The organism is Pectobacterium nicotianae (assembly GCF_023272715.1).
GTDB classification, from domain to species: domain Bacteria; phylum Pseudomonadota; class Gammaproteobacteria; order Enterobacterales; family Enterobacteriaceae; genus Pectobacterium; species Pectobacterium brasiliense.
In genome coordinates, this window is the sequence record NZ_CP096821.1 from 4,270,526 (window position 1) to 4,282,739 (window position 12,214).

The 12,214-nt window shown below is 54.0% G+C and carries 11 protein-coding genes; 1 reads left to right on the forward strand and 10 read right to left on the reverse strand.

Annotated features, from left to right (window positions below):
• Position 1 precedes the first annotated feature (1 nt).
• The 10 genes from phnM to aepX form a co-directional block, all read right to left on the reverse strand.
• Positions 2-1,138, reverse strand: a complete 1,137-nt coding sequence (gene phnM, locus MYB54_RS18985) for an alpha-D-ribose 1-methylphosphonate 5-triphosphate diphosphatase (protein ID WP_248721205.1) — start codon at positions 1,136-1,138, stop codon at positions 2-4.
• Positions 1,128-1,874, reverse strand: a complete 747-nt coding sequence (phnL, locus tag MYB54_RS18990) for a phosphonate C-P lyase system protein PhnL (protein ID WP_014914048.1) — start codon at positions 1,872-1,874, stop codon at positions 1,128-1,130. The genes phnM and phnL overlap by 11 nt, the downstream gene beginning before the upstream one ends.
• Before the next feature lie 21 nt (positions 1,875-1,895).
• On the reverse strand, positions 1,896-2,684 hold the full coding sequence (gene phnK / locus MYB54_RS18995) for a phosphonate C-P lyase system protein PhnK (RefSeq protein ID WP_039504289.1): 789 nt from the start codon (positions 2,682-2,684) through the stop codon (positions 1,896-1,898).
• Positions 2,681-3,478 carry an alpha-D-ribose 1-methylphosphonate 5-phosphate C-P-lyase PhnJ gene (locus MYB54_RS19000; RefSeq protein ID WP_240345666.1) on the reverse strand — a complete coding sequence of 266 codons (798 nt, stop codon included), beginning with the start codon at positions 3,476-3,478 and terminating at the stop codon, positions 2,681-2,683. The genes phnK and MYB54_RS19000 overlap by 4 nt, the downstream gene beginning before the upstream one ends.
• A 107-nt stretch (positions 3,479-3,585) precedes the next feature.
• The gene (locus tag MYB54_RS19005) at positions 3,586-4,689 is read right to left on the reverse strand and encodes a carbon-phosphorus lyase complex subunit (protein WP_039515059.1); all 1,104 of its coding nucleotides are present in this window, start codon (positions 4,687-4,689) and stop codon (positions 3,586-3,588) included.
• Entirely contained in the window at positions 4,689-5,270 is a 582-nt protein-coding gene (phnH, locus tag MYB54_RS19010; protein ID WP_039515057.1) for a phosphonate C-P lyase system protein PhnH, read from the reverse strand. Before phnH ends, MYB54_RS19005 begins: the two co-directional genes overlap by 1 nt.
• A gap of 6 nt (positions 5,271-5,276) precedes the next feature.
• A complete protein-coding gene (phnG, locus tag MYB54_RS19015) occupies positions 5,277-5,720 on the reverse strand; it encodes a phosphonate C-P lyase system protein PhnG (RefSeq protein ID WP_014914043.1) in 444 nt (147 codons plus the stop codon).
• Entirely contained in the window at positions 5,721-6,614 is an 894-nt protein-coding gene (locus MYB54_RS19020; protein WP_248721206.1) for an NAD(P)-dependent oxidoreductase, read from the reverse strand. It abuts the gene before it with no gap.
• 52 nt (positions 6,615-6,666) lie between these two features.
• A complete protein-coding gene (gene aepY / locus MYB54_RS19025; RefSeq protein WP_248721207.1) occupies positions 6,667-7,821 on the reverse strand; it encodes a phosphonopyruvate decarboxylase in 1,155 nt (384 codons plus the stop codon).
• A 180-nt stretch (positions 7,822-8,001) separates the two neighbouring features.
• Positions 8,002-8,934 carry a phosphoenolpyruvate mutase gene (gene aepX, locus MYB54_RS19030; RefSeq protein WP_014914040.1) on the reverse strand — a complete coding sequence of 311 codons (933 nt, stop codon included), beginning with the start codon at positions 8,932-8,934 and terminating at the stop codon, positions 8,002-8,004.
• Positions 8,935-9,829: 895 nt separating this feature from the next.
• On the opposite strand from aepX, the gene MYB54_RS19035 reads away from it, so the two are divergent.
• Positions 9,830-11,911 (forward strand): DUF4034 domain-containing protein, encoded by a 2,082-nt coding sequence (locus tag MYB54_RS19035; RefSeq protein WP_248721208.1) that lies wholly within the window; start codon positions 9,830-9,832, stop codon positions 11,909-11,911.
• Positions 11,912-12,214: the final 303 nt, after the last annotated feature.

Sequence of the window (12,214 nt, forward strand, 5' to 3'; positions counted from 1 at the left end):
ATCAGAATACCCGCACGCCCTGACGCCACACGCGCATCAGCTTCATCTGCGGCGCGTGCCGTTTGACGAGCAGCAGGTCGGCTCGTCGCCCTTCTTCAATACAGCCGCGATCGTCAAATTGCAGCGCCTGAGCGGGGTTGTGGCTGACCAGCGCCATCGCTCGCGGCAAGTCGTAATCATTGCGTTCATCCTCTGCAATCATGAACGCCGCCTCCAGCAGGCTGGCCGGATAATAGTCCGAAGAGAGGATGTGGAGCACGCCCAGCGTCGCCAGATGATGTGCCGACACATTGCCGGAATGTGAGCCGCCGCAGATAACATTCGGCGCACCCATGAGCACATTCATGCCAACGCCATGTGCCTGCTGCGCCGCGATCTCGGTGGTAGGGAATTCGGCAATGGCGACGCGATGCTGATGCGCTTCGCTGATATGTTCCGGCGTCGCATCGTCATGGCTGGCCAGAGTGATGCCTCTGTCGTGACAAAGACGGACAATGGCCTCGCGGTTCGGCTGCGACCAACGGCGTGAACCGGCTAGTTGCTCCTCCTCAAACGCGGCCATTTGTTCATCATTGAGGTGATACTTGCCTTTGTAATACTGATGATATTTCTCCTGAGAGGAAAATTGCCGCTGTCCCGGAGAGTGATCCATCAATGACGCGAGCGCGACCAGCGGAATATCCGCCAGTTGCTCAAAGAGGGGAAAGGTATCCTGATGCGGCAGTTCACAGCGCAGATGCAAATGATGATCCGCCCGATTGGTGCCGTGCTGCTGGCTGTGCAATACCGCATCCGTCATGCGCCGCAGGTTCTCAAGCCGATGCCCACCATCGCGCACGTCCCCCACCGCGACGGCATCCAGCACGGTGGTGATCCCGCTGGAGATAATCAACGCGTCGTGATTGCGCATCGCCGCTTCAGCAGGCCAGTTAACGCCGGGGCGCGGCGTAAAACACTTATCGAGATTATCCGTATGTAGCTCGACAAGCCCCGGCAGGAGCCAGGCCTGTTCGCCATCCAGCGCACCGGGATGACGGCTGGGTCTGTCGCTGATGTGGTGGATCACGCCGTTGCGCACTTCCAGTGAGCCATGAATGATTTCCCGTGAGAGCACCATATTGACGTTATTAATGATCATTTGCGGTCTCCTGAGCGTTGGAAGCTATCGGCAGCGTGTTCATCGACATGGCGTTCACTGACATCGTATACAGGCGATCGGCAACCTCCTGACGCACTTCGTCATCGTGAAAGATACCGACGATGGCACACCCTTTGTCTTTCGCATTGTTAATGAGCTGTGTGACAGCCAGTCGGTTTTTGGCATCCAGCGACGCTGTCGGTTCGTCTAACAGCAAAATCGGGTAATCACCAATAAACCCGCGAGCAATATTGATGCGCTGCTGTTCACCGCCGGAAAAGGTAGCGGGCGCGAGCGACCAAAGCCGTTCAGGGACGTTCAGATGCGTCAGCAGTTCACCGGCACGAATCTCGCTTTCCTGACGAGACATACCGCGTTCCAGCAAAGGCTGGATGACCACGTTCAGCGTGCTAATGCGTGGGATGACGCGCAGAAACTGGCTGACCCAGCCCACGGTTTCACGACGGATTTCCAGCACATGGCGGGCGTCCGCGTTGACGATATCGACCCAGCGTTCGCGATGGCGTACCCAAATGTGCCCGCCATCAGGCTGATAGTTGCCGTACAGGGAACGCAGTAGCGTGGATTTGCCACTGCCTGAATGCCCGTGCAGCGCCACACATTCACCGCCTTTCACGGACAGGCTGATGTCATGGAAAACCGGCAATCGTGTGCCCTGCTGGTTATATAACACGAACGTTTTATCAACGTTCTCGATGCGTAATTGCGTATCCATCAAGCGTCCTTTTGTCTGGATTTACAGAATGGAAGAAACGAGCAGTTGGGTGTAAGGATGGCTCGGATCGTCCAGCACCCTGTCCGTCAATCCCTGCTCGACGACCCGCCCACGCTGCATCACCAGCAGACGGTGCGACAGCAAGCGGGCGACGCCAAGATCGTGCGTCACGATGACGACGGAGAGCTGCATCTCCACCACCAGCGTTCTGAGCAGATCGAGCAGTCGCGCCTGTACCGATACATCTAACCCGCCGGTGGGTTCATCCATAAAGATCAGTCGCGGTGCCGTCACCAGATTACGTGCGATCTGCAGGCGTTGCTGCATCCCGCCGGAAAACGTGGTCGGCAGATCGTCCAGACGGTTTTCGGGCAGCTCGACGTTTTCCATCCACTGCGCCGCTTTGCTGCGGATATCGCCATAATGCCGATTACCGATAGCCATGAGCCGCTCGCCGATATTGCCACCCGCAGACACCGTGGGGCGTAATCCCGCCAGCGGATGCTGCCAGACAATCCCCCACTCGGTGCGCACCAGCGCGCGCCGCTGCCGTTCGCTGATGTCATAGATCGAGAGCGCCTGCTGCCCGGCGTTGCGATAGATCACCTCACCTTCCTGCGGGGCCAACCGTGCAGAGATCGCGTTCAGCAGCGTGGTCTTTCCTGACCCCGATTCGCCGACAATCCCTAAAACCTCCCCCGGCCACAGCTGAAATGACACGTCGCGGAAGCCTTTTTCCGGCGCATACAGGTGCGTGAGGTGTCGCACATCGAGCAGCGGGCTGTCGGATGCGTGATGCGCTGTCGTCATGACGGTTCTCCTCCCTGGTTTTGGCGCTGCTGGCAATAGTCGGTGTCGGAACAGACGAACATACGCGTGCCGTCATCGTCCATCACCACTTCATCAAGGAAGCTGTCGCGTGCACCACACAGCTCACACGGCTTGTCCCACTGTTGGATTGTGAAAGGATGATCGTCGAAATCGAGGCTTTCCACCGAGGTATAGGGCGGAACGGCATAGACCCGCTTCTCACGCCCGGCACCAAAAAGTTGCAACGCGGGCATCATGTCCATCTTCGGGTTGTCGAATTTCGGGATGGGTGACGGATCCATCACGTAGCGATGGTTCACCTTCACCGGATAAGCGTAGGTCGTAGCGATGTGTCCAAAGCGCGCAATGTCTTCATAGAGCTTCACCTGCATCACGCCGTATTCCTCCAGCGCATGCATTTTGCACGTCTCGGTTTCGCGCGGTTCAATAAAGCGCAGCGGCTCAGGGATCGGCACCTGAAAGATCAGGATCTGATCCTCTTTCAGCGGCGTTTCAGGAATACGGTGCCGCGTTTGGATCAGCGTCGCTTCATGGGTTTTTTCCGTGGTTGATACCTGTGCCACCTTGCGGAAAAAGGCGCGGATCGATACCGCATTGGTCGTATCGTCGGATCCCTGATCGATCACTTTAAGCGTATCATCCGGCCCGATAATGCTGGCGGTGATTTGAATGCCGCCGGTGCCCCAGCCGTAAGGCATAGGCATTTCCCGGCTGCCGAATGGCACCTGATGCCCAGGGATGGCGATCGCTTTCAGGATCGCACGCCGTATCATGCCCTTCGTGCTTTCATCCAAATAGGCATAGTTGTATTCCGTATCTGAACCGTGACATTCCGTTTCTGGCTGGCTGTCTTTCTGGCGGGAGATCGTTGTCTGGCCCATCACGCGTTACTCCTTGGCACAGACGCGAGGTATTCCTCACGTAGTCGTTTTAATAGCTCCAGCTCTGACTGGAAATCGACGTAATGCGGCAGCTTCAGATGCGAGACAAATCCTGCCGCCTCCACATTGTCAGCATGAGAAAGAACGAACTCCTCATCCTGAGCCGGGCCGCGAATTTCCTCTTGATAATCGGCAGCCTGAAGGGCGCGATCGGCTAACGCCACCGTGATGGCTTTACGTTCCGAGCGGCCGAATGCCAGCCCGTAGCCACGGGTAAAATGCGGCGCGTCGTTGGCGGGTTTCACAAAGCCGTTCACGGTTTCGCATTCGGTCAGCAAGATCTCGCCAATATCGATGGCAAAGCCCACCTCTTCGGCGACGATGCTCACAGTGATATAGCCCGTGCGGATCTCTCCGACAAACGGATGGTTGCGGCCATAGCCGCGCTGGGTGGAATACCCAAGCGAGAGAAGAAACCCCTCGTCACCGCGAAACAGCTGCTGGAGACGCGATGCCCGCGTGCCGGGGTAGCTCGGTGGATCCATCGTGATATCTGGCGGATCGCGATCGTCACTGTTGTCTCGTTCAGGTGCGAAACCCTGCTGAGAAAGGAACTGAAACGCGTGAGGAATGTGTTCACGCATCGCGTCATCCTCATCAACGGCGTCAGGCTGCGGCGCGACAGGATCCTCACCGTCGGCCAGCAGCGAGAAATCCAGCAGGCGATGGGTATAGTCATAGGTCGGACCGAGTAGCTGCCCACCCGGTAAATCTTTGAAAATGGCCGACACGCGGCGTTCAAGGCGCATATCCGGCGTATTAAGCGGCTGACTAATTCCCCAGCGTGGCAGCGTGGAACGGTAGGCTCGTAAGAGAAAGATACTTTCCACCAGATCGCCACTGGCCTGTTTAATGGCCAGCGCAGCGAGTTGGCGGTCGTAAATATTGCCTTCGGTCATGACGCGATCGACGGCTAAATTAAGCTGCTGTTCTATTTGTGAACAGTCTAATTCTGGTACATCCGTGCACCCGCGGCGGCGGCAGGCTTGTAGCTGGTGGGCGGCCTCAATGGCCTTTTCCCCACCTTTGACGGCAACGTACATTAGCATTCCTCCACGTGGGTACTTCTGGGGATCGCAAAGAGCTTTTTCCCAGACGTAAAGAGAAAATCCAGTCCTGTCGGGAAGGCATGGGGGCGGTTGCACAGGTAGTCCCTGACGCTACCGGGCAGACGGGGGGAGATAATGCGATGTGTCTTGATACCCGGCCCCGTCAGTTTTAGGCAAGGCCCGTCATGCATCCCCTCCACTTCGACAATAACGGTGGTGGATTTTTCGGGTTCGGCTTCGCTGCCGCAGGAGAGCGCCATCAGGTCATAAGAAAAACGGTTTCCACTCAGCAGCACAAAGTCAGCCTCGTCGAGCCTCGTGGCGATCGGCACGTTCGTATGCAGGCAGAGCGTACGCAGCAGCAGCGGGTTACCGATCTTGGGATCGATAAACAGCGGCGTGGTGTGGCTGGTCAGCGTAAGCAGCGTGGCTGCCGTGGCGGACGACATCGATTCCAGACCGGAGACATTCGGAACCGTGACCAGAGAACCCGGCTCGCTCATGGCCTTCACGATTTTGCGAAAGCAGAGCTGTGTGCCAAATACGGGGTGGGCGAAGCCCGTCATCGTTGTCATGACAAATCATTCCCCCCTGACCAAAGTAAAGAAATTCACCCGGCTGGCCGCGACGTCGTGCTGTTGCTGCTCACGACGCGCACGCTGTTGGTCTGCTAACGGTGTGATGATGCGCTCCCAGATTTCATGGAAAGAGGATCGGGTTTGCAGGAGTGCATCGATCCAGGCGCACAGCTCGGCATGCGGCTTGTTTCTGCCCGCGATATAGCTGTAGCCGCATGTTCCATCTTCCAGTTGCACCGCCGCGCGGGTCACCGTCATGTCACCCACAATAAAGCGCGGGCCGTCGACCTCCATTCTCCCTTGCAGCTGGATCAAACCGATCTGCGTCGGGCGTAAGAGCTGGTAGTCCGTTGGAAAATGCAGCGTGTCCCAGTGTGCTTCCAGCGCGGCAGGATCGCTGTGAGCGAGAATCGACATCCAGCGTTGTCGCTGTGTTAGCTCTGACATCTAGTCCCTCCCCGCTGGCAAAGTCCGTGAGAGATAAGAAAAGCAGGCAGTTTGATCCTGAGGCTCGGCCGAGAGATCCGCCGTATTTTGATAGCACTGGCGCGCCGTATCGAAGAATTCGCTTTGAATCGTCGAGCGCTGGAAAAGCGTCAGTGCCAGATCGAGATCTTTCAGGCGAATGGATAACGGAACAGACACGGCTTCACGCGGGTTCAGATAGCGATCCAGCATCACTTCCATATAGGTCGAGCGTCCGCGCCCCAGCGTCAGCGCGTTTGCCAGCACCTCCGGGGCGATGTCGTGGCCTTCCGCCAGCAATAGCGCTTCCGCCGCCACCAGCAGATGCACCGCCTCACAATAGTTATTAATCACCTTCATGGTCTGTGCGCTGTGATTACTTGCCATCAGCACATAGCGATCCGACAGGCTGGTGATGACGTCGTTAACCGCGCTGGCAACGTCATCCGCACAAGGCCCGACCCAGGCGGCAAGTTTGCCCTGCCGTGCGCCTTCCGGCCCGCCCGACACCGGACATTCCACATAATGCGCGCCGTGTCGGTGAAAAAAGGCCTCCATCCAGCGGCTCTCTTCCGGCCCTATCGTGCTGATATTGAGTAATACAGGACGATAGCGGGTCAGCTTCTGTATAACCTCCTCCGACTGAAAAACGTCACGTATCGCCTCCGCATCCTTCAGGCAGATGAGCACAATTTGTTTTTCCTGCGTGAACAGCTGGTGCAGTTCGGGGATGGCTTGAGCACCTTCGGCAGCCACCTCGTTCGCTTTGCGGTGAGTCCGGTTGAACACGCGAAGCGAAAAATGCCGCTGTAATAGTCTGAGCGAGATCGCTTTTCCTAATACACCAACGCCAACTAAAGAAACAGAATGAGTCATATCGGCAATCCTTGTCGCTAAGGGGTGGGCAATACTCAGGTATTGCCGCTCATCAAGAGAGTTGAGGAGGTGTATTAAGAAAGTGCATAAAGGCATCGCGATTTTGCGCGGGAGAGGTCGCAGGCCGCCCCAGATCGCTGCGATGACCCACGCGGCATTGCACCTCAATGAATTGACTACATTGCGCCTGCAACGCCTGTTGCAGTGCAGCCTGTAAGGCCTCTTCCGTCTCAGCGTAGTACGTAGCGCCATAGCCACTGGCGGCAGCGATAGGGGCCAGCGGTAAGCGGGACGCCGCCGTAGGTTGTCCTCCCACGGAGTCATGGGCACCGTTGTTGATAACGATATGTATCAGGTTGCTGGCCTGAGCGGTGTTCGTCAGTCCGCCCATGTGCATCAGCAACGCCCCATCGCCATCCAGACACACGACTTTCCGCTGCGGTTGCGCATCACACAGGCCCAGTGCGATCTGGCTGGCAAGGCCCATGCCACCGACGGTCAGAAAATCTCGCTGATGCCCTTCCCCGCGCTGTTCACGCAGCTCATAGAGTTCACGGGACAACATGCCCGTGGTACTGACGATAGGGAGATGAGACGGCAGCACGTTCAGGCAGGCTGCGACGATGGCTTCTCGCCGCATCAGCGCCGATTCAGCCGTTGGGTTGGCGGATGCCGCTGGCGAGGAAAAGGTATTTTTTCTCACCACCAGCGCTACAGGACGGTGTTCATCATGCGCACGCTGGAGCAACGCCTGAATGTCATCCCACGGCGGCGTGTTATAGCTATCCAGCACGATATGCGGTATATCAAGCACATTGAGCTGAGGCAGCGTGACTCGCCCCTGCATGACATGCTGCGGCTCATCGTGCAGTTGTTTACCACTCTCATCGACTTCACCACGCCAGCCAATAATGAGTAACAGTGGAATGCCATAAACATCCGGCGTAGCCAGAGAGCAGAGGGGATTGATCGCATTGCCCAACCCCGAGTTTTGCATATAAACCACGGGCAGCGTTCGCGTCGACAGATAATGCCCCATCGCCATGCCCACCGCGCAACCTTCATTACTCGCGATACGGTGGGCAAGCCCCCCGTTATTACTTCCAATCGCCAGACAAAATGCTTTTAATAATGAATCTGGGACGCCACTGAAAAAATGCACGCCACGTTGAACAAGAAATTCGATAAGCTTATTCGGGTCAATCACAATAAACCTCCCCTGCGCATCACGCTGTATTTAATAGCGATGATAACGCCTTGGTTTTTTCATTATGTGGCACGGATAATTAGGGGCAATATAATGGCGTTGCTTCAATAACAGCAATAAGCCTACAGCGCTAAATAATAGCGTTATAAAATAATTATACTGACACCCTAATAGAGGGCGTTATCGCGTGCCGGGTATCAGATCCAGAATGTCTTTTATCGACATGCATTTATCCTCAACTTCCAGCGTTCGACCATGCTTGAGGATTTCTGGCAGAATGGATTTCATGGCAGGATAAGCCGCACGTAGCATATGGTTGGCGTAAATAACGATATTGAATCCGCCATCAATCAACTGATCGAAAGTAATATCGTTAAAACTAGTTGGAACACAAACCAACGGTAAATGTGGGTAATGTTCGCGGAATTGTCTGGCGAACGTTAAAATTTCAGAAGGGTTCTTATGCCGACTATGAATCATAATGCCATCGGCACCGGCATCAGCATAATGCAGGGCGCGGTTTAGTGCATCCTCCATGCCGACGTCCAGAATCAGGCTCTCAATACGCGCGATCAGCATAAATTCGGGCGTCAGCTGTGCTTTTTTGGCCGTGGTAATTTTTTCGCAGAAATCTTCTATAGAAGCCTGCGTTTGCTTTACATCGTTGCCAAATAAAGAGTTCTTCTTCAGACCCGTTTTATCTTCGATAATCATGGCGGAAATACCCAGATTTTCGGCAGCCCGGATGCGGTGTGCCAAATGCTCCGTTTGTCCGCCGGTATCGCCATCAAAAATTAACGGGCGAGTGGTGACATCAAATATTTCCGTAATGGCATGGAAACGATGGCTGATATCAACCAGCTCGGTATCGGGTTTTCCACGCAAGGTCGAATCCGTGAGTGAACTCGACCAAAATGCATCAAATTGATAATGAATATCGCCATCTTCATAAGCGGCTTGTTCTATTAATAAAGCAGAAAGCGGACTGTGAGCCTCCATCACACGAATGCCTTTTTGCTGCTGTAATAATTCACGGAGCGCACTACGGCGTGAACCCGGCGTGCACCCCTTATAGGAATCCGTTGGGGTATGATTCGATAAAATGATAGACATGGTTATCTCCTATGTACCATAGAGTTGGGGGTATACTTTCCCTAGTAAACCAAGCACAACAATCACAAAACCATGCAACGTTATATACCCTAAATAATTCGAGTTTCAGGACAAACGTTAACGTTTGAACAACGCAAAGCGTTGGCCCGCTAGGGCAAGGCTTATTTATAAGCCTTGTAATTCGGCAAGTAAGGGAATCCCGATGAGCTTACTCAAGTAAGTGATTCGGGTGACCGAATGAAGCCAACGCACATGTAACTTGAAGTATGACGGGTATATTTATTTAAATTAAATATACCAACAACTTGATTCTATTCATTGAAAACAACTCTTCAATAGGGTTGAAAATTTTTTGTTTATTTTTTAATTTCACCTACCTTATTGAAATGGAATCGATTTGAACGAGAATAAAATTAATAAAACAGGACATTGCTTAACACACATGACTTTATTCATACTAAAAAACTAGAAATTTAGTTTTTTTTGGTTATTTAATTCGATACACAGCGGCTACATCATGGGGAGAGAGAAAGGAAGTCGAACTCTTATGCATGCTCATCGCTGAGCCTATCACTCGCAGGTAAACCATTAGGATGAGAAATCGACAATATTTTCATGTTATCATGAACTTATGACAATTTGATTTCTGTTTCACGATTGCGGTGTGACACGATATCAAAGCATGCCTCTTACCCCCTTCCCCATTTACACCGTTTTAAACGGTTGTTTACATTTATGTAAATAACACTGTCTGAACACCAGTTTGTTGGTATAACTGTAATCATTATCAAGTAGATACAACACAGTAATCCCCCGAAATCTTGCCTGCACATGCCGCTGATCACGCGCGATGTTGTCGGCATGATGACTCAACAACAGGCTAAGAATTTACGCTATGACATTAATTTCTGACTCACTCACCGCATTGGTGAAGCGCCGCGCGCAGCTGCGCGAGATGTTCGCGACGCATCAATTCGATGCGCTTGATACCCTGCTGGAGCAAGAACACCAGATTTGGCTGGACGGCCCTAATCTGCCTTATACCTATCTCTGGCACGTAAATTCGCTCTTTGACCCAGCGGTATCTGATGCCGATACCCTGCCGCACTTGCAGGCATGGGTTGCCGCCCACCCTGAGAGCTATCACGCGCATCATCTCACCGGGCAATATTGGGAGAACGCCGCCGCGCGGATTCGTACCTCAAATGGCGGAGAGTATGTAGAAGACGATCGCTGGATGGGAGCGGAACTGGCTCGCGATCTGGGCGTCGCGGCTTACCTGCGCGCCAGTGCGCTACATCAGCGACCTGCCCTGACCTTTTCACGTCTGTTTCGTCTAACCTGCTATTTAGGCGAACCACAGTGGCTGGGTGTCCTACTGCAAGGCGGTGAGCCTCTGACCTACGCACAGCGTCAGGCGCAAGTTGAGCCCGAACTTTGGGAAGCGGGTCTACAGCACCTGCGTAATGAAGGTGCGCAAGAACTTGTTGAGCTTCCTGTTGCTCTACCCACTTTGCTACCAGCCAGAGAGGAACACGAATGGGAAGAGCCCATGCACTACTGGCTGCGCGTCACCTTAGCCACTCGTCCCCAGGACTTAGCGATTCGCAAAGAGTGCGTTTACTTCCTGTATCCACGCTGGGGCGGTAGCCATGAGGCAATGACGCAATTTATTGATGGACCACTGTGTGAAGCGCTGACAGAGCCCGAACGTAACAGCCTACGTGTTACACAGTGTTGGGACTACCTTGGCTATGACGTGCTCTTGCCCGATGCTCAGGACACAGAAAACGTGGCGTACTGCCGAAAAACCTTCGACTGGCTGCTGACGCTTGAACTTGATGTGGATGTTCGGGCTAAAGTCCTGCGCAAATATGCCAGCTTCCTCAGCACATATGCGCGAACTGAAGAAGATGGCGAGATCCACTGGAATAAGGTCGATATGCAACAGGCCTATGACCTGATGGTTGAAGCCTGGCAGGTTGATCTTCCTGAATCACACCCTGATGAGGGAGCACTCGACACCTTAATCAGCTGTGTGAACTTTGCCGGTATCGAAGACCGCTTCAATTTGATGCCAAAATTTCTGGAACGCTGTCAGGCGTGGGCGGATTCAGCGTATGAGACCGCTATCGCCGCGCTCGCCAGTAAATTTGGCTTCTACGGTATCGCAAAAGGCCAATTTGATAGCGATGCGCTGCTCGCACGTTGCCGCTTCATGAAATCAGATACAAACTTCGGTCAGGCGGCCGCTAACTTGTTCGAATCCGTTTCCGAAGAGGCAGGGGTCTTTCTTTTACACGAAGCCGCGAGCTGGGGGGAAGTCTCCTCAATGGCATCACTCGGTGACCTCTACTCCGGTTATCTATCACGTATGCACGGCCGCGACCCTTCACCTTATGAAGATCACGAAAAATCACGCTATTGGAAGGAAGTGTCGGCGGAGAAAGGCCATGTCGTTAGCATGTACAACGTTGCCTATAATCTGATCAATGAAAATGACACGCTGACACCGGAACAGTACCAGCGTGCCAGCACACTGCTGTTTAGCGTACTGCGTAGCCCTAATCTAGGCAGAACCGTCTGGCAACGTTCGGCGAGAGAGCTAAGTTCACTCTTGTTGTTTAGCAACATCCCAGAAGATCAGGCCGTCTGTGTAGATGTCGTCCTGCCCGAATTATGGAACGACGAAGATGATGCCAACCGCGACTATGCGGCGGGTTACTATGCTCATGCTTTCCGTACCGGCGCGGGCGTCGCCCAGAATAGCTATCTGGCCAAAGTGTGGATCGACCGCGCGTTGGAAATCACGCCTGATAGCCAATACAACCACGATCGGGCGAACGAAATCTATCAACGCAGCGGCATGCTGGGCGGCGTTCGCGCCAAAATGGGCTTCAACCGCGACAAAGCAAAAATGGATGCGCGTGGACGTGCAATCACGTTTGGCGATGACGCCCGTCAGGAGCACCAGTAGGCTTCCCCCATCGTGCTGTCTCTTAGTCACATTTTATGTGAACGCAGAGACAGTTTCGTGCGCCACAATACCGTCATTTTCATGCTACCTCGTAGCACGCGCCCGACACAGGGCGGCTCAGTCGCCGTCGCCCTGTGAACCCTGGCTTTTGGCTAAATTATGTCGCTGCGCGATGCCTTCGTCGGTATCAGGCTTAACGGACCGCTTGCGACACGCTCCCGGCGTGGCGCAAGCTTGAGCCGCGTCCATGCGGCTCATCCTAAGCCTGCTATCGCCTCAGCATAATTTTTTACGCCAGATAAC